The sequence below is a fragment of the Gluconobacter roseus genome (assembly GCF_046058915.1).
GTDB lineage: Bacteria > Pseudomonadota > Alphaproteobacteria > Acetobacterales > Acetobacteraceae > Gluconobacter > Gluconobacter roseus_A.
On record NZ_CP175538.1, the window covers coordinates 776,522 to 794,139 of the forward strand.

The 17,618-nt window shown below is 61.6% G+C and carries 13 protein-coding genes and 1 pseudogene; 6 read left to right on the forward strand and 8 right to left on the reverse strand.

The window, feature by feature from the left end; genetic code table 11:
• Positions 1 to 64 precede the first annotated feature (64 nt).
• From ACJ2A4_RS03655 to fdxA, 3 genes are all read left to right on the forward strand, one after another.
• On the forward strand, positions 65 to 2,623 hold the full coding sequence (locus ACJ2A4_RS03655) for a helicase-related protein (protein ID WP_408874090.1): 2,559 nt from the start codon (positions 65 to 67) through the stop codon (positions 2,621 to 2,623).
• Positions 2,620 to 2,898 (forward strand): RNA-binding S4 domain-containing protein, encoded by a 279-nt coding sequence (locus ACJ2A4_RS03660; RefSeq protein WP_408873657.1) that lies wholly within the window; start codon positions 2,620 to 2,622, stop codon positions 2,896 to 2,898. Before ACJ2A4_RS03655 ends, ACJ2A4_RS03660 begins: the two co-directional genes overlap by 4 nt.
• A gap of 92 nt (positions 2,899 to 2,990) precedes the next feature.
• Complete coding sequence (gene fdxA / locus ACJ2A4_RS03665) at positions 2,991 to 3,323, forward strand: ferredoxin FdxA (protein WP_011253433.1); 333 nt, start codon at positions 2,991 to 2,993, stop codon at positions 3,321 to 3,323.
• A 176-nt stretch (positions 3,324 to 3,499) separates the two neighbouring features.
• On the opposite strand, the gene cyoD is transcribed toward fdxA, so the two are convergent.
• The 5 genes and pseudogenes from cyoD to ACJ2A4_RS03690 form a co-directional block, all read right to left on the reverse strand.
• On the reverse strand, positions 3,500 to 3,835 hold the full coding sequence (gene cyoD, locus ACJ2A4_RS03670; RefSeq protein WP_062449178.1) for a cytochrome o ubiquinol oxidase subunit IV: 336 nt from the start codon (positions 3,833 to 3,835) through the stop codon (positions 3,500 to 3,502).
• The gene (cyoC, locus tag ACJ2A4_RS03675) at positions 3,835 to 4,452 is read right to left on the reverse strand and encodes a cytochrome o ubiquinol oxidase subunit III (RefSeq protein ID WP_408873658.1); all 618 of its coding nucleotides are present in this window, start codon (positions 4,450 to 4,452) and stop codon (positions 3,835 to 3,837) included. Before cyoC ends, cyoD begins: the two co-directional genes overlap by 1 nt.
• Before the next feature lie 18 nt (positions 4,453 to 4,470).
• On the reverse strand, positions 4,471 to 6,459 hold the full coding sequence (gene cyoB, locus ACJ2A4_RS03680; protein ID WP_408873659.1) for a cytochrome o ubiquinol oxidase subunit I: 1,989 nt from the start codon (positions 6,457 to 6,459) through the stop codon (positions 4,471 to 4,473).
• Between the two features lie 7 nt (positions 6,460 to 6,466).
• On the reverse strand, positions 6,467 to 7,405 hold the full coding sequence (cyoA, locus tag ACJ2A4_RS03685) for a ubiquinol oxidase subunit II (protein ID WP_408873660.1): 939 nt from the start codon (positions 7,403 to 7,405) through the stop codon (positions 6,467 to 6,469).
• Positions 7,406 to 7,854: 449 nt separating this feature from the next.
• Positions 7,855 to 8,626: pseudogene (locus ACJ2A4_RS03690) on the reverse strand (Bax inhibitor-1/YccA family protein).
• Between the two features lie 151 nt (positions 8,627 to 8,777).
• Between ACJ2A4_RS03690 and thpR the strand changes: the two are divergent.
• The gene (gene thpR / locus ACJ2A4_RS03695) at positions 8,778 to 9,341 is read left to right on the forward strand and encodes an RNA 2',3'-cyclic phosphodiesterase (protein ID WP_408873661.1); all 564 of its coding nucleotides are present in this window, start codon (positions 8,778 to 8,780) and stop codon (positions 9,339 to 9,341) included.
• A complete protein-coding gene (locus tag ACJ2A4_RS03700; protein ID WP_408873662.1) occupies positions 9,338 to 9,943 on the forward strand; it encodes a uracil-DNA glycosylase family protein in 606 nt (201 codons plus the stop codon). Before thpR ends, ACJ2A4_RS03700 begins: the two co-directional genes overlap by 4 nt.
• Here ACJ2A4_RS03700 and ACJ2A4_RS03705 read toward each other — a convergent pair whose 3' ends face one another.
• The 3 genes from ACJ2A4_RS03705 to ACJ2A4_RS03715 form a co-directional block, all read right to left on the reverse strand.
• The gene (locus ACJ2A4_RS03705) at positions 9,944 to 10,645 is read right to left on the reverse strand and encodes a MarC family protein (protein ID WP_408873663.1); all 702 of its coding nucleotides are present in this window, start codon (positions 10,643 to 10,645) and stop codon (positions 9,944 to 9,946) included. It lies immediately after the preceding gene.
• Positions 10,642 to 12,633 (reverse strand): lysylphosphatidylglycerol synthase domain-containing protein, encoded by a 1,992-nt coding sequence (locus tag ACJ2A4_RS03710; RefSeq protein ID WP_408874091.1) that lies wholly within the window; start codon positions 12,631 to 12,633, stop codon positions 10,642 to 10,644. Before ACJ2A4_RS03710 ends, ACJ2A4_RS03705 begins: the two co-directional genes overlap by 4 nt.
• 156 nt (positions 12,634 to 12,789) lie before the next feature.
• Positions 12,790 to 14,421 carry a lysine--tRNA ligase gene (locus ACJ2A4_RS03715; protein ID WP_408873664.1) on the reverse strand — a complete coding sequence of 544 codons (1,632 nt, stop codon included), beginning with the start codon at positions 14,419 to 14,421 and terminating at the stop codon, positions 12,790 to 12,792.
• A 210-nt stretch (positions 14,422 to 14,631) separates the two neighbouring features.
• Here ACJ2A4_RS03715 and ACJ2A4_RS03720 point away from each other — a divergent pair, with 210 nt between their 5' ends.
• A complete protein-coding gene (locus ACJ2A4_RS03720) occupies positions 14,632 to 17,565 on the forward strand; it encodes an ATP-dependent DNA helicase (protein WP_408873665.1) in 2,934 nt (977 codons plus the stop codon).
• Positions 17,566 to 17,618 lie beyond the last annotated feature (53 nt).

Here is a 17,618-nt window from a genome sequence, read left to right on the forward strand (position 1 = left end):
TAAAGATCACCCGGATGGGCTTCAGATGCTTGCTTTTGCCCCGCAGGCACCCGACCATTCAGACATGAAGGGTGCATTCCACGGAACCTCGTCCAGCTATCATACCATGCCAGCCAGCATCCGTGCTGCCCTCGGCCCCACCAATACCGGCAAGACCCATTATGCCTTAACGCGCATGATGGCCCATGCGTCCGGCAGCATCGGCTTCCCCCTGCGCCTGCTGGCCCGGGAAAACTACGAGCGCCTCGTGAAAATCAAGGGCGAGCGCAGCGTCGCTCTCATCACGGGCGAGGAAAAGATCGTCCCACCCGGAGCACGCTGGTTCTCCTGCACCGTCGAAGCCATGCCGCTGGACCGCAAGGCGGAGTTCGTCGCCATCGACGAGATCCAGCTCGCCTCGGATCCGGACCGTGGCCACATCTTCACGGACCGCCTGCTCCACGCGCGCGGCACCGTCGAAACGCTCTTTCTCGGCGCCGAGACCATCCGTCCGCTGCTGCAGAAACTCGTCCCCGGCATCGAGATCGACATCCGCACCCGCCTCTCCAGCCTCGCCAGCACGGGACACACCAAGCTCTCCCGCCTGCCGCCCCGCTCTGCCATCGTCGCCTTCTCCATGAGCGAGGTCTATGCACTGGCCGAAGTCATCCGCAGACGTCGCGGCGGCTGTGCCGTCATCATGGGCCAGCTCAGCCCTCGCACCCGCAACGCCCAGGTCGAGCTCTACCAGAACCGCGAAGTCGATTATCTCGTCGCAACCGACGCCATCGGCATGGGCCTGAACATGGATGTCGATCACGTCGCCCTGGCCCAGCTCAGCAAGTTTGACGGCACGGTCCCCCGCCCCCTGTTCCCGCAGGAAATTGCCCAGATTGCCGGGCGCGCCGGACGCGGCATGAAAGACGGCACCTTCGGCACCACGGCCGACTGCCCGCCCATGTCCAGCGCCCTCGTTGAAGCCGTCGAGCAGCACCGCTTCGATCCCATCCAGCGCCTCTACTGGCGCAACCACGAACTGGACTTCACCAACCCTGCCAACCTGCTCAAAAGCCTGACCCGACCGCCACCGCTGCGTGGCCTGACCGCAGGTCGCGTGGCCTCGGACGTCACCACACTCGAATCCCTGATGCTGGATCCGGACATCCGCGAGATCGCACGCGGAAAACGCGCCACTGCCCTGCTCTGGGACGTCTGCCAGATCCCCGATTTCCGCAAACTCGGCGATGACAGCCACACCCGCCTCTGCGCCCGCCTGTACACCCATCTGGTCAAGGAAGGCACGATCCCCCCAAGCTGGATGGAAGGCCATATCCGTGGCTTTGCCCGCACCGAAGGCGATATCGACACGCTGATGCACCGCCTCACCGGCGTCCGCGTCTGCTCCTACGTCGCCGCCCGCACTGAATGGAGCCGCCATTCCGCCCTGTGGCAGGAACGCGCCCGTGAAGTCGAAGACCTGCTCTCAGACGCCCTGCACGAACGCCTCACCGCCCGCTTCGTGGACCGCCGCGCGACGTCCCTGCTGCGCCGCCTCGACAGTGACACCGACCGCACCCTGCTCTCCGCCGTCAAACCCGACGGAGAAGTCCTCGTCGAAGGCCACAGCATCGGCCGCATCCATGGCTTCACACTGGAAACGAACGTCGCCTCAGGCCCCGACCGCCAGATCATCCTGCGCGCTGGCCGCAAGGCCCTGTTGCACGAAATCCCGCGCCGCATCCGCATGCTTCAGGACGCGCCTGACACCGCCCTCCGACTGGACACCACGAACGGCGAACTCTTCTGGGAAGACATCCGTCTCGGCCGCCTCACGCCCGGTCCTTCCCTGCTCCGTCCAGCAATCCAGCTCTTCCCGGCCGAATTCACGGATGCCGTTCAGAAAACGCATGTCGAAACCCGCCTTCTGGCCTTCGTGGCACAGCTCATTCAGAAAGACCTCAAGCCCCTCTACCGTGCCCATACCATGGCAGAGCGCGAGCCCCAGCTCCGGGCCGTCCTGCACCGCCTCATGGAAGATGGCGGCATCACAGACGCCCTGCCCGAAGACCACGCCCTGACGCCCGGCCTACGAAACAGACTGCGCAAAAGCGGCGTGGAGATCGGACGTTTCTCGATCTACTGCCCGGCCCTTTTCCGGACACGCCCGCTGGCGCTGCTGGGCCTCCTCCATGCCCTGCATAACGGAACCGCATTAAAGGCTACCGCACCCGGCCGTGTCTCCCTTCCCTGGAGCGATATTCAGGGCCAGTTCGGCTGGATCCGTGCAAGCGATACAGGCCTGCGCCTCGACATCGCGGAACGCTGCATCGCGGAGATGCACCAGCTCGCACTCCGCCATGATCACGCAGCGCCCCCCGGTCTGGCGTCCAGACTGGGCGTCAAAGCCGACATCCTCCCATCCGTGCTGAAAGGCCTGGGCATCGCCCACCGCCCCGCCGGAACACTCCCGACAGCTCATGCCGGTCCACCCTCACCCCTGATGATCCTGAAGGACCGCCGGACACGCGCCTCCCGTCGGCGCAAGACCCACTCCCATCAGGCTCAGGCCAGACGCCCGGCTCCGCCCCGGACTGACAGTCCGTTTGCAGCCCTCGCAGCTCTCAGAGAAAAAGTCCGTCCATGAGTGAAGACTACCAGCGGCTGGATCAGTGGCTGTATTACGCCCGCGTCGCCAAGACACGCCCCCTCTGCGCCGCCATCATCAGCAAGGGCCGTATCCGCATCAACAGACAGCCCACCAGCAAGCCCCATGCCAAACTTCACGTTGGCGACATATTGACTTTTCCGGCCGTTTCTGGCGGAGAAGTGCGCGTGTGGCGCGTCTTGGATCTTGGTGAACGCCGCGGTCCGGCAAAAGAAGCCGCACTTCTTTATGAAGCCATCACAGAAGAAGGCTGACGATGCTTGCGTCTGAAGCCAAACCTTCGCATATCATCCCGCTCGGATGAAACCGGCCGGATGCCGGACCAGCAAGACGATCGGAGACGTCAATGACCTATGTGGTCACCGAAAACTGCATTCGCTGCAAGTTCACGGATTGCGTGGAAGTCTGCCCCGTAGACTGCTTCTACGCCGGTGAGAATTTCCTCGTCATCAATCCTGACGAATGCATCGACTGCGGCGTATGTGAGCCGGAATGCCCGGCTGAGGCCATCTTCCCCGACAGCGACAATCGCGCCGCGCCGTGGATTGAGATCAACGCGAAATATTCGACGCAGTGGCCGAACATGACCCGCAAGATCGACGCCATGCCGGACGCGGAAGAATGGAAAGACAAGCCCGGCAAGGCTGCCATGCTGTCTGAGGCGCCTCATAAGGACTGACTCCGCTTTTCTTTGGCGGCATCTTTCACCCGGTCTCCCAGGAGACCGGGTTTTTTTGTGCCCGGTTTTCCATAGAAGCCTCCGGTTCAGGGACCGTCCCGGCCGGAAAGCCAGGCACAAAAAAAGGCTGACAAGATTTCTCCTGTCAGCCCTTTCTTCAGATTTCAGAAGAAACCTTAGCGGGACATCATGTTGATCGCAGTGTCATGCATGATGAAGATCGTACCGCCGATGATGACGAACACCGTTGCCGCAGCAAAGATGAAGCACATCAGGTTCCAGCTCTGCTCGGTGCTGGTGTTCATGTGGAGGAAGAACACCAGGTGGACGACGATCTGCACAACGGCAAGAACCGTCAGTGCTGCGAGCGCCATCCCCGGAGACAGGGCGTGGGACATGACAGCGGCAAAGGATGCCACCGTCAGGATCACGGCCAGAACAAAGCCGATCAGATAGGACGGGTAAGAGCCGTGGCTGTCACCCGTCATCGTGGTGGTAGGAGCCTGGGTCATTACATCACACCTGCGAGATAGACGAAGGAGAAGACACAGATCCAGACGATGTCGAGGAAGTGCCAGAACAGGCTGAGGCAGGCCAGCTTGTTCATCATCCGCTCGGACAGATCCTGCGGACCCATCATCTGCACCATCAGCACTGCCATCCAGATCAGACCGCAGGTAACGTGCAGACCGTGCGTTCCAACCAGCGTGAAGAACGCGGAGAGGAAAGCGGAACGGTCAGGGCCGTTGCCTTCCGCGATCATGGAGCTGAACTCGTTCAGCTCCAGACCGACGAAGGAAAGACCCAGCACGAACGTAACGGCCAGCCACAGCAGGACCATCTTCTTGTTCTTCGCCAGCGCGTTCAGCGAGGCGAAGCCGTACGTGATGGACGAGAACAGCAGGATAGCCGTCTCGATCCCCACGTTCGTCAGGTCGAACAGTTCCTTGCCCGACGGGCCACCGGCATACTGGTTCCGGAGGACCGCGAAGGCAGCGAAGATCGACCCGAACAGGACACAGTCCGTCATCAGGTAGAGCCAGAACCCGAACACGTTGGGGAACTCGTGGTGTTCCCCGTGGTGGTCGTCAGCGTGTGCCAGAGGCGACATGGTTGCTTCGTGAGCCATAAGTCTTATGCGCCCCTATTACTCTGCTGCCTGTGCAGCAGCGATACGACGGGAATAGACTTCCTCGTTGTGCTCGATTTCGCTTACCGGGACATAGTAGTCGACGTCGCGGTCAGCGCTGCGCAGGATCATGGTTGCAACGATACCGATCAGGCCGATGGCAGCGAGCCACCAGATGTACCAGATCGAAGCGAAACCGAGGATGAAGCTGAACAGACCGATGAAGACACCAGCAGATGTGTTCTTCGGCATGTGGATCGGAGCCAGCGGCTTGCCGTGAGCCTGACGACCCAGCTGCTTCTCGGTGTGGAACGTGTCGAGACCATGAATGTCAGGAATGACCGCGAAGTTATAAGCCGGCGGCGGAGAGGAAATGGACCACTCCAGCGTACGGCCGTTCCACGGATCACCCGTCAGATCAAGGTTCTCGGGCAGGTTACGGTCACGGATGGAAACGTAGAGCTGCGTGAGCTGGCAGACGATACCGAGAGCGATAACGATTGCACCAACTTCAGCAACGAGCATCCACGGATACCAGTCGGGGTTGTCGTAGTGGTTCATACGACGCGTCATGCCTTCGAGGCCGAGGACATAAAGCGGAATGAAGGCCAGGTAGAAACCGACGAACCAGCACCAGAAAGCGCGCTTGCCCCAGGCTTCGTTCAGCTTGAAGCCGAAAGCCTTCGGGAACCAGAAACCCATGCCTGCAATGTAGCCGAAGTACACACCGCCGATGATGACGTTGTGGAAGTGGGCGATCAGGAACAGGGAGTTATGCAGGATCCAGTCAGCGGCCGGCATGGCCAACATGACACCGGTCATACCACCGATGGAGAAGGTGATCATGAAGCCGAGCGTCCAGTGCATCGGAGCCGTGAATTCCACGCGGCCCTTATACATCGTGAACAGCCAGTTGAAGATCTTCACACCCGTCGGGACGGCGATGATCATCGTCATGATACCGAAGAAGGTATTGACGTTGGCACCGGCACCCATGGTGAAGAAGTGATGCACCCACACGACGAAGGAAAGCACCATGATGGAGCACGTGGCGTACACCATCGTCTTGTAGCCGAAGAGCGGCTTCTGGGAGAACGTTGCAGTGACCTCGGAGAAAACACCGAATGCCGGAATGACAAGGATGTAAACTTCCGGATGGCCCCAGGTCCAGATCATGCTGAGGTAAAGCATGACGTTGCCGCCGGCATCGTTCGTGAAGAAGTGCATGCCGAGGTAACGGTCAAGGCTGAGCAGAGCCAGCGTCACCGTCAGAACCGGGAAGGACGCCATGATCAGAACGGTCGTGCAAAACGCGGTCCAGGTGAAGACCGGCATCTGCATCCAGCCCATGCCAGGCGCACGCATCTTGACGATGGTCGTGAAGAAGTTCACGCCCGTCAGCAGCGTACCGACACCAGAGATCTGAACGGCCCAGATATAGTAGTCAACGCCGACACCGGGGCTGAACTGCATTTCGGACAGAGGCGGGTAAACCAGCCAGCCGCACTGGGCAAACTCACCGATGAACAGCGAGATGTTGATCAGCAGGGCACCGACCAGCGTCATATAGAAGCTGAGCGAGTTCAGGAACGGGAACGCAACGTCGCGGGCACCGATCTGAAGGGGAACAACCAGGTTCATCAGACCCGTCATGAACGCCATTGCCATGAAGAAGATCATGATGGTGCCGTGAGCGGAGAAGATCTGGTCGTAGTGATGCGGCGGCAGGTAACCGGGATTACCCTTATATGCCAGCGCAAGCTGGGTACGCATCATGATGGCATCCGCAAAACCGCGGAACAGCATGACGATCGCCAGGATGATGTACATTACGGCAAGACGCTTGTGGTCGACGGTCGTCAACCAGTTGCGCCAGAGATAGCCCCATTTTCCGTAATAGGTGACAGCACCCAGTACGGCGAGACCGATGACAGCAACACCAAGGAATGTACCGACAAGAATTGGCACATCCAACGGTATGGCTGATAAGGAGAGTTTTCCGAGCATCTGTCGGTTATTCCTTCATGCCAGTGTCGGACGGTGCAGCGTTGGAAGCAGACTGCATGTGCATGACCTTGCCCGTCTTCTTGTCCACCATCATGCCGTTGTTGTACTTGGCAACGATGCCGTCGAAGAGATCCGGCTGGACATGCGCGAAATACTGTACCGGTGCAGCTTCCTGCGGTGCAGCATATTTCGGGTATGTGGTGTCGTCGAGATTTTCGCTTCCGCTCTTCACCTTCTCAACCCAGTCGTTGAACTGAGCCGGATCCATGGCAAGAGTGCGGAACTTCATGTCCGAGAAACCACGGCCGCTGAACTGTGAAGCCTCACCCAGGTAATCCCCGGATTCACTTGCAAGCAGATGCAGCTGGGTCTGTTCACCCGGCATGGCGTAGATCATCGAGCCCAGACGGGGGATGAAGAACGACGTCATGACGGTGTCAGACGTGATCTGGAAGTTCAGCGGCGTGTTCGTCGGCACATCCAGCTGGTTGATCGTTGCGATCCCCAGGTCCGGATAGATGAACATCCACTTCCAGTCGAGAGAGACCACCTGGACATTCAGGGGCTTGACGTTGTCAGCCGTCTGAAGCGGGCGGTACGGGTCATAGGCATGCGTGCTCCACCAGCTGATGGCACCAAGGATGGCGATCAGCAGAGCGGGAACGCCCCAGATGACATATTCAATAGCGGTCGAATGATCCCAGGTCGGGAGGTATTCGGCCTCTTTGTTGGAAGCACGATACTTCCACGCAAAATAAAGCGTCGCGGCGCAGGTGGGAACCACGATCAGCATCATGATGACGAATTCCGCCACCATGACATCGCGGTTCATTTCTGCGACCGGGCCGCGCGGCTGAAGCAGATCAACCGTACAACCCGATAGCATCAGCGCCGGCAACGCTGGGAGATATCGCCAGAGTTTTTTCATCGGTCCTGCTTTCATCATCCGTTCCGGCTTGCAGTAGTCGCCGGGAAACGGTTTGACACGATAAGGTCCGCATCAGTGCCGCCGAACGCTGCCATAGTCTGCTACCTTTCTCGTTCGTATCCTGACGTCAGGAACCGGATCAAAGATCCGACCCTGAAATTCATTCAGCATGGGACACGGCTGTCCCGGTTCCTCAGGTTTTTTCCGCCTGAATCGCCTCAAAGACAAGGCTTATCACGGATTTCGTGAGCACTCCCCCAAAATGGACGTCAGAGTGAAATGGCTGTTTTTCGCCACATTTGATCTAATTACGACTTTCATTAAGCCTGAACATTACCGATTTTTAATGTAAACTCGTTTAGAATTCGCGGAAATAATTCAAGACTTTTTTGGTCCAAAAAGCAAAAAAAGGGGCGGCATCAACTGCCGCCCCTTTCAGGATCTCCAATATCGCGCAGATAGTAATCTCAGTCCTTGTTACCTGAGCGAACCCCCATGAACTGGATCAGGAACTGAAACAGGTTCACGAAATTGAGATACATCGTCAGCGCATCATAGACACTCAGCTTCGCAACCTCTTCTGGACCAGCATAAGCCATGTACTGCTGGTACGTGATCTTGATGCGCTGCGTGTCATACGCTGCCAGTAGGGTGAAAAGCCCCACACCTATTATGGAAACCAGCATGGCAAGCGGCGAACTGTGGAGGAAAATGTTCACCACGGACGCCAGAATGATCCCGATCAGCCCCATGAACAGGAAGGAACCGAGTTCGAGCGAGATTGGCGCCGGTCGTGTATCCCCACAGCGACATTCCGGCGAATGTAATGGCCGTCACGAAGAAGGTGCGGGCCACGGAAACGCCGGTATAGCTCAGCAGAAGGCTGGCCATGCTCGCCCCCATCGCCGCACTGAACAGCAGGAAAATCCCCTGCACGGCCGGCCGGGACAGACGGTTGACCCCGAAGGACAGGACCATCACGAACACAAGCGGCGCAAAGATGCTGATCCCACCCAGCAGGGTCGGACGCAGGACGATGGCACCGTTCGGCATCTCTGCCAGATGGAAGAAGAGAGCGCGCAGGGATGTCTGCGCCACGCCATAGGCGACCAGTCCCGTGATCACCAGACCAAGCGCCATCCAGTTGAAGACCCGGCACATATAAGCACGAAGCCCGGCATCGAGACTGCCGGCTCCGGTCTGCACACCGGCTCTGCTGAAGTTGGTATTGAAAGCCATGACACCTTTTCCAATGAGATGCCCTTCTGAAAAGGGCGCTTGACGAACCCGGGAGGGCCGTCCGTACACTCGGACTGAATGTGGGGTTTTTGCCGGAAGGGTCAAGAATACTCCGCCGCCCCTTACTTCTTTTTCATGGGAAACGCGCCTCTTGAGACTTTTTGTCGCACTCGACCTTCCTGCCGATGTCCGGGAAACGCTTGCGCTGATGCGCGGTTCCATGCCCGGCGTGCAATGGGTTCCAGCCGAGAACCATCACATCACCCTCCGTTTCATCGGGGAGGTCACCGACAGGCACCGGATGGAGGAGATTGACCTCGCCCTCTCCCGCCTTGCCTGGAAACCCTTCGAGCTGTCCCTCGCGCATGCCGACATCCGTGAAGGCCTCAATGCGGACAGCCTCCTGATCGGCGTCGAGCGCACGCCGCAACTGGACGCACTCCAGTCCCAAGTCGAAAGCGCCCTTCGTCGCGCAGGATGCTTCCCCGCGAAACGGCGTTTTCAGCCCGCAGTCACTCTGGGGCATTTTTCCTCGAGCCAGAGAGCCGATGCCATCCAGTGGGTCCAGCGGCACAACCTGTTCCGCAGCAAACCGATGCCGGTGGAACACGTTACATTGTTCGAGAGCCTGCGCAGCCTTGGCGAACATGTCTACGTTCCGCGGGCCGAATATGCCTGGCAGCCGGACATGCCGCTGATCCCCGAGGAAGAATGACATCACACTCCCCCCAGACCCAGGAGCGTCTTGAGGCGCTCGTTCGGGAAGTCCGGGCCTGCCGGGTCTGCGAGGCCCATCTTCCCCTCGGCGCCCGGCCTCTGATCCATGTTTCGGCAACATCCAGAATCCTGATCGCCAGCCAGGCCCCCGGGACCAAGGCCCATATTGCCGGCAAATCCTTCTATGATCCGTCCGGCAACCGCCTGCGCAGCTGGCTCGGCATCTCCGAAGACGTCTTTTACGACACGCGCCATGTCGCCATTTTCCCGATGGGCCTCTGCTATCCCGGACGCCTGCCGCAGGGAGGCGACAACCCACCCCGCCCGGAATGCGCACCGATCTGGCGCCGCCGTGTCCTCTCGCTCATGCCCGATATCCGCCTGACATTGCTGGTCGGAAGCTATTCGCAGAACCACGTTCTGGGGCGCGGCTCGGTCACCGAGCGCGTCAGGAATTTCCGGGATTATCTGCCGGAGTACTTCCCCCTGCCCCACCCATCATGGCGCACCGGTGTCTGGGAAAAGAAAGCGCCCTGGTTTCAGGAAGAGGTCATCCCGGCCCTGCGCGAACGCGTTCACGCGATACTGGCTGATCGCTGATCAGGCCGCCTTGGCCTGTTTCAGTGCCTCGACCAGAAACCCTTCCGCGCCCGATGCCATGATCTGCACACCGATCGCCAGCAGGATGAGTGCTGCAAGACGGCTGACAATCCGCGTCCCCGTCACACCCAGCATCGCAACAACGCGCTCGGCATAGGCGTAAACGACCGCCACCACGACCGCCATCGTGGTCGCTGCAGCCGACACGCCAGCATAATAGTCAGCTGTCGGCATATTCGGCGGCGTGGACGAACTGAGCGCAATGGCCACGGGAATGCTTCCCGGCCCCACCGTAAATGGCATGGCCAGCGGAAAGAACGCCGTCTCCCGCAGATCTGGCGTCGTCACGGTCCGACCGCCCTGAAGCGCCTGCTTTTCCTTGCGCGCCTCGGAGGTCTCGGGCTGCAGCAGCATCAGCCAGGCACGCGACGCCACAACCAGCCCGCCCGTAATCCGCAGCGCATTGATCGAAATCCCGAAGAACCCGAGGATCCAGCTTCCAAACCAGATGGACACCAGCATGATGCCCAGCGAATTCAGCGCGACCTGACGGGCCAGTTCGACAACCTCACGGCGGTCGCGCCCTTCCGTCGCCTGGGCAAAAATCAGCGATGCCCCGAGAGGATTGATGATCGAGAAGAGCGCCGGAAAGGCAATCAACCAGCTGCTGAGCGTATTCCCCAGCCCGGGTGCCAGGCTCATGAGCCTGTCAGACCTGACGCAGCCTGTGGCTGGCGCTTGCGTGCCAGACGTTCCTCACCCTTCAGAAAAGCCCGCAGCATCCGATAATCCTCGGAAAAACAGCACACCGTCCCGGCCGTCCTGTCCGGACAGACCGTCAGTCCCAGATCGTTATAGACCGCCATCAGGGACTGGCCAACCTGTATGAAAGCGAGCTTGCACCCTTCCTGCAACGCCAGATCCCGCAGCCGCCAGATCGCCGCCACACAGTTCCGCTCGGCCCCGGCCGGATCGCCCAGGCCGATGATGAACTGTCCTGTGCGCAGGAACGGAATGGCCGCACGCCCCGCTTCATCCAGCAGAAGACCGGTCGGACGTCGCGTTCCAAGCTGCGGCAACGCGTGGGCCAGACTATGATAGCGACGTGCATTTTCTGCCGTCCAGGCTTCGAAACGGATCCGCGTCCGACGCATTCCGCGCCACAGGACATAGAACCCGCACAGGGCCGAAAATCCCAGAAACCAGCGCCCCACGGCCGTATGCGCGTCATAGATCATGGACCGCCACCAGATCGGCCCCAGATGACGCTGCACAGCCACCCAGCCAACACCCAGCAGTCCCAGTCCCCATAGCGAGAGCGGTGCCAGCATGGATGGCGTCAATGGCGCCACCAGAAGATGCGCCCGGCGATAATAGCAGTTCCGGAATGGCAGCAGCAGCAGCATCACGAGAATGATGACCACCACCCCTTCCCAAGGCGCGTGACGCAGCAGCAGCAGCAGAGCCGCCGAACCCAGCATCCCGAGCGAGAACTTCCAGGCCAGTGCCACACGCTGAGACAGTCTCCAGGACAGCGCCACCAGCCCGACACCCGCGACCGTCAGCAGAAGATCGGCGATCTGCGACACCGCCGCGCCAAGAGCCAATTCAAGAGGAGGCAAATTTGCAACCAGCGCATAAAGCACCAGCAGAATACCCACGACGGCCTGAACGCTCGTCGCCACGGCCACGGAAAAATCGGCTTCCAACTCCCGGATAACCTGACTGGGCCGCACCCGACGCGGCGCCTGCCCGGCCGATGCCAGAGCCTGCTCACCCCGCAGGAAAAGCTCATGTCCGGCAAACATCAGCCCCGCCAGAAGCAGCGGAATGATGTAGTAGAACAGCCGGAAAACAAGAATGGCGCCCATAATCTGCGATGCCGGCAGATAGGCCTGCAACGCCAGCAGCATGGCCCCGTCAAAAACGCCCAGCCCCCCAGGCACACTGGCCACAAGACCCGCCGTATAGGACGCCAGATAGATCGCAAGGAACGTCCCAAACCCGAAATGCGCCTCAGGCGGCAGCGGAGGCAGAACGCAATAGGCAATCAGTGCCGTCGCTGCCATATCCGCTGCGCTGACGGCAATCTGCGCGATCGCAATGCCGGGCCCCGGCAGTTCGATCTCGTATTTCCAGATCCGCACATGCCGCCGGACACGCGCCACCAGCACATAGGCCAGCAGCACGCCCCACAGCGCCAGCCCTGCCAGACGGAGCAGAAACTCCGGCAGATGGGACAGCACCGGCACGGCATGCGGCTCGATGATCAGGATGCCCCCGATCAGCGCCATCGTCCCCAGCAGATAGGTCGCCGAGCAGAACGCAATAATCTGCGCAATCGCCCCCGGTGCTACGCCCCAGCTCCGGTAGAGCCGAAAACGCACCGCCGCGCCCGAAATCGCCGCACATCCCAGATTATGGGACAGCACATAGGAGCAGAACGCCGCAAAGGCCGATCGCTTGTAGGATACGTCCGCCCGCACATGCAGACAGGCCAGACGGTCATAGAAAGACAGAATGAAATAGGACAGGAGCGTCGCAGCCCCACCCGCGAGCAATGCAAAGTCCGGAATGGCGCTCAGACTGGCGGTGATGTCATGCAGCGACAGATGCCGCAGCTCCCGCCAGATCACGACCACCGCCGCGACCAGCAGAACCAGCCCCACCAGAGCCGGCGCACGGGACATCAGAACCTGCCAGCGCCGCTTCGGGTGCCCGGCTTCAGGACGCACTGCATCTGCCGGCCCCGTGACCACGGATGCCTGCGTCTCCTCCACGACGGAAGAAACCTGAACTTCCTGTGGTCCCGCGTCCGGTCTGTTATCCCTGGGCATGCCCACGGCTCAGTCCTGCACAGGCTCTTCAACAGGCCGCGCGAGAGCATCCCGGATCAGGCCGACCGTCTCCGGCAGCCCGAACAATGACGCAAAAATCCCGAAACGCGGCCCTTCGGTCTGGCCCAGCAGCACCTCATACAGGCACCCGAACCAGGACCGCAGTTCCGACTTCGCGAAATAGCGCTTGCCAACCTCGAACACGACATCCTGCACATCGCCTGGTGCCGTATCCGGCGCGAGCTTCGCCAGCTCGTCCGCCAGATCCTCAAGCCCCTTGCGCTCCGTCTCAGTCGGCGCACGATATGTCTTGTTGGGGTAAACCTGCTCCTTGAAATAGGTCAGCGCACACTGCACGAGCCGGTCCACATATGGATGCGTCTCGGGCGAGAGCGTCGGATCATAGCGCCGCAGGAACTTCCACAGCGTCTCCGGCTTGTCGGCATTGGCCACGTTCGCAAGGTTCAGCAGCGCCGTATAGGACACCGGGCTGGTATCTTCCGGACGGATCGTTCCGCCATGGATGAACCACACCGGATTGGCCATCAGCTCCGGGCCTTCCTGTGTCTCGGCCTTCTGCACAAGCGTCAGGTAGTCATCCGTCGCACGCGGAATAACGTCAAAGAACAGACGCTTGGCCCGCGTCGGCTGCTGGAACATGTACTGCGCCAGACTTTCCGGCGTGCCGTAACGCAGCCATTCTTCGACCGACAGGCCATTGCCCTTGGACTTGCTGATCTTCTGCCCCTGCGCATCAAGGAACAGTTCATAGGTCAGACCCGCAGGCGGTTCCTTGCCCAGAATACGGCAGATCTTCGAGGACAGCTTCACACTGTCAATCAGATCCTTGCCGGACATTTCATAATCCACGCCCAGCGCATACCAGCGCATGGCCCAGTCGGCCTTCCACTGCATCTTGGCATGACCGCCGAGAACGGATGTCTCAAACGTCTTGCCGGTCTCGTCCTTCCAGACAACGGTCCCGGCATCCGGATCGACCTTGATGATCGGAACCTGCATGACCTGCCCGGTCTCGGGATGGATCGGCAGAACCGGCGAATAGGTGGCACGGCGCTCCGGACCAAGCGTCGGAATAATGGTCGCCACGACTTCATCATGGACTTCAAGCATACGGCGCAGCGCCGCATCGAACGTGCCGTTCGTATAATATTCCGTGGCGGAGGCGAATTCGTAGTCGAACCCGAAACTGTCGAGGAACTGGCGAAGGCGCGCGTTATTATGCGCGGCAAAGCTGTCATATTCGCCAAACGGATCAGGCACCCGCGTCAGCGGCAGGCCCAGATGCTTCGCGAGCATCTCCTGCTCCGGCACATTGGTCGGCACCTTGCGCAGCGCGTCCATGTCATCGGAGAACGCAAGCAGACGCGTCGGACGGCCCGTCAGCGCTTCATAGGCCTGACGCACCCAGGTCGTCCGCGCCACTTCGCCGAACGTACCGATATGCGGCAGACCCGACGGACCATAGCCCGTTTCCAGAAGGGCCGGAGCCTGCTCCGAAGCATTAGATGCGCGCGCGTCCATGCGCGCGGTGATTTTTCGTGCCTCTTCGAACGGCCATGCTTTCGGAAGCGGCGCGTCAGGAGAGAGGGACGGGGCGATAGGTGTCTTGGTTTTCTGCATGATTGCCGGAAAAGGTAGGGAGACACTTCTCCCCGGTCAAGCAATACGACACATTGCGGTTTCAACCAGACACATCCATGTGGTTACGAAATATTTCAGGGACTTTTCCGCACTTCCCAAGCCCTTGCAGACAGCCAGTTTTCACGTTCCGTTCGCAAAACCCGCAAAACATCCTCGCCGGATTTTCCCCTACCCGCTACACTGGCGACAATGCCCCGCGCCCCCACCTTTCTCTCGCCATTCGACGCTCCGGCCCTCGTCGCCCGTCGCGGCCTGTCCTCGCTCCTCACCCCGGATGGCGAACTGCTGGACCTCACGGCAGAAGAAACGCGCGAGCGCCTCACCCAGCTCCCCCCACCCCTTCTGGTCCACGGTCCTGCCGCCCTGCGCGCGCTGGATCTCTCCCCGCTGTCCCAGCCCGTTCCCTGGTTCGACCTGCTGGACCTCTTCCTGTTCGTCCGCCCCGCCACGACCGTCGCCCCCACCCCGCGCGGACTGGCCCTCGCCCTCGGCATCGAACCGCCCGAGACCATCGGCGCGGACCTTCTGCCCGTCCTGTGCGAAACCCTGCTCGACGAACTGCGACACAAGGCCGAAACACCTGAAGGCACCCGTCTGCGCGCCCTGATGGTCCCCCTGACCCGCGCCGGCTGGGCCTGGAGCGGCGAAGTCACGAACGTTCTCGGCACTCCACGAGACACAACAGGCGCCCATCCCTACGAAGCCATCCGCATCTGGAAACGCCTGCCCCGCTGGGAAGAAACCGCTCCCCGCCCCGCGCCCGGAAGCCAGCCCGTCTCCCCGAACGCCGCCCGCCAGCGCCTGCGCGATATCCTTGGCGAAAACGCCGAAATCCGTCCCGGTCAGGCCGATTTCGCATCCGTCGCGACCGCCGCCTTCGAGCCGCGTGAAAGCATCGGCTCCCCCAATGTCGTCCTTGCCGAAGCCGGAACAGGTACCGGCAAGACGCTGGGCTACATCGCCCCCGCCAGCCTCTGGGCCGAACAGAATGACGGCGCCGTCTGGGTCAGCACCTACACCCGCCACCTCCAGCGCCAGATCGAGCAGGAACTCCGCCGCCTTTACCCGGACGAAACCACCCTGCGGGACAAGGTCGTCGTCCGCAAAGGCCGCGAGAACTATCTGTGTCTGCTGAACATGGAAGACCTGCTCAACGTCGCTACGTCCCGCGGCCCTGACGGTTACGCTGCCCTGCTCCCCATGGCCCTGCTCGCCCGCTGGGCCGAAGCCAGCCGCGACGGCGACCTCATGGGCGGAGACCTTCCCGGCTGGTTCGGCGAACTCTTCGGCCACGGGACTCTGTTTGGCGTCGCCGACCGGCGCGGCGAGTGCATCCACGCCGCCTGCCCGCATTACCAGACCTGCTTCGTCGAACACGGCATCCGCCGCGCCCGTCAGGCCGATCTGGTCGTCGCCAATCACGCCCTCGTCCTCTCGCAGGCCGCCTGGGCCGCCCTCGCCCCGCCCGGCCTGCCCGACGAAGACACCACACCCACGCGCTATGTTTTCGACGAAGGCCACCACATCCCCGACGCCGCCGACAGCGCCTTCGCCACCGCCCTGTCCGGCCTCGAAGCCGCCGAACTGCGCCGCTGGCTGCTCGGCGCCGAAGGCAGCCGCTCCCGCGCCCGTGGCCTGCAACGCCGTCTGGACGATCTGGTCGAACGCCTTCCCATGATCGACACGCCGCTGCAGGCCGCACTTCAGGCCGCCCGCGCCCTGCCCGCCCCCGGCTGGAGCACGCGCCTGCGCCCGCAGGCCGAGACCGAACAGGACCCGGACCTTCCCCCGCTGCCCGGCGAAAAACCCTTGCTGATTCCGGAAGACCCTGCCCCGGAAAACCCGTCCGAAGCCTTCCTCCGCGCCCTGGACCACCAGCTCCGCGCCCGGCAGACCAAGGACAGCCGCGACGGCTACATCTCGGCAGAATGCGACCTGCATCCCGTCAATGAGGATGTCGCCAGTGCCGCCGAAACCCTCAGCCGCGCCCTCACCCGCCTGCGCGATCCCATCAGGATGCTGGCCGACCGCCTCGCCGCACAGGTCGAGGATGATGCGGAAATGGACGCCCCGACCCGCCAGCGCATCGAGGCCATGATCCGCACCCTGCACCGCCGCGCTATCAGCCGCCTCTCCGGCTGGATCGGCATGCTGGACGCGCTTCAGACGCCCCCCGAACCCGACGTCACCCCCACCTTCGTGGACTTCATCCGCACCGAGCGCCTCCCCCGCACCCGCGCTACACAGGGCGACCACGACATTGGCCTGTACCGGCACTGGCTGGACCCGACCATTCCTTTCGTCTCGACAATCCAGACACCGGCGCACGGCCTGCTCATGACGTCCGCCACCCTGCGCGACCAGACAGGCCATGGCGATACACAGAACGAGGCCAGTTGGCATGCCGCCGAACTGCGTCTGGGCGCCACGCATTTCCTGAAACCGCCGATCCGCGCCTCGGTCATGAGCCCGTTCGACTACGCCACGCAGACCCGCGCCTATGTCATCACGGACGTCTCGGGCGAAATCCCGTCACTGGCCCACGCCTTCCGCGCCCTGTTCGAAACCGCAGGCGGCGGCGCGCTTGGCCTGTTCACGGCCATCCGCCGCTTACGCGAAGTCCATCGCCGCATCCACGAACCGCTGGAAACGCAGGGATTCCCGCTCTACGCACAGCATGTCGATGCCATGGACAACGCGACCCTTGTGGACGTCTTCCGCACCGAAACCCATAGCTGCCTGCTGGGCACGGACGCGATGCGTGACGGCGTAGACGTCCCCGGCGAAGCCCTGCGCATGGTCGTGTTCGAAAAAACGCCCTGGCCCCGCCCCGACATCCTGCACCGCGAACGTCGCCGCCTGCTCTCCGAAGGCCGGCCCGGCGATTACGACGACCGCATCACCCGCATGCGCCTGCGACAGGCTTTCGGCCGCCTGATCCGACAGGGCACCGATCGCGGCGTGTTCGTCATGCTGGACCGCCGCATGCCCTCACGCCTGCTCTCGGCGTTTCCGGACGGCGTGGACGTCCGCCGCATGCCACTGGCCGACGCACTGGAAGACATCGCCCGCTTCCTGCGCCCCGAGGAACAGGAAAACGGACCGCCCCTCCTTCAGGGCTGAACCGATTGCTGCGCCAGACTGCGCATACACCCGCTTCTGAAAAGACCGCACAA

Coding starts and splice junctions, on each gene's coding strand:
- ACJ2A4_RS03715 (WP_408873664.1), bottom strand. CDS start 14,421: ATGCAGAAAACCAAGACACCTATCGCCCCGTCCCTCTCTCCTGACGCG.
- ACJ2A4_RS03660 (WP_408873657.1), top strand. CDS start 2,620: ATGAGTGAAGACTACCAGCGGCTGGATCAGTGGCTGTATTACGCCCGC.
- ACJ2A4_RS03710 (WP_408874091.1), bottom strand. CDS start 12,633: ATGTCCCGTGCGCCGGCTCTGGTGGGGCTGGTTCTGCTGGTCGCGGCG.
- ACJ2A4_RS03700 (WP_408873662.1), top strand. CDS start 9,338: ATGACATCACACTCCCCCCAGACCCAGGAGCGTCTTGAGGCGCTCGTT.
- ACJ2A4_RS03705 (WP_408873663.1), bottom strand. CDS start 10,645: ATGAGCCTGGCACCCGGGCTGGGGAATACGCTCAGCAGCTGGTTGATT.
- ACJ2A4_RS03655 (WP_408874090.1), top strand. CDS start 65: ATGAAGGGTGCATTCCACGGAACCTCGTCCAGCTATCATACCATGCCA.
- cyoB (WP_408873659.1), bottom strand. CDS start 6,459: ATGCTCGGAAAACTCTCCTTATCAGCCATACCGTTGGATGTGCCAATT.
- ACJ2A4_RS03720 (WP_408873665.1), top strand. CDS start 14,632: ATGCCCCGCGCCCCCACCTTTCTCTCGCCATTCGACGCTCCGGCCCTC.
- cyoA (WP_408873660.1), bottom strand. CDS start 7,405: ATGATGAAAGCAGGACCGATGAAAAAACTCTGGCGATATCTCCCAGCG.
- fdxA (WP_011253433.1), top strand. CDS start 2,991: ATGACCTATGTGGTCACCGAAAACTGCATTCGCTGCAAGTTCACGGAT.
- cyoD (WP_062449178.1), bottom strand. CDS start 3,835: ATGACCCAGGCTCCTACCACCACGATGACGGGTGACAGCCACGGCTCT.
- cyoC (WP_408873658.1), bottom strand. CDS start 4,452: ATGGCTCACGAAGCAACCATGTCGCCTCTGGCACACGCTGACGACCAC.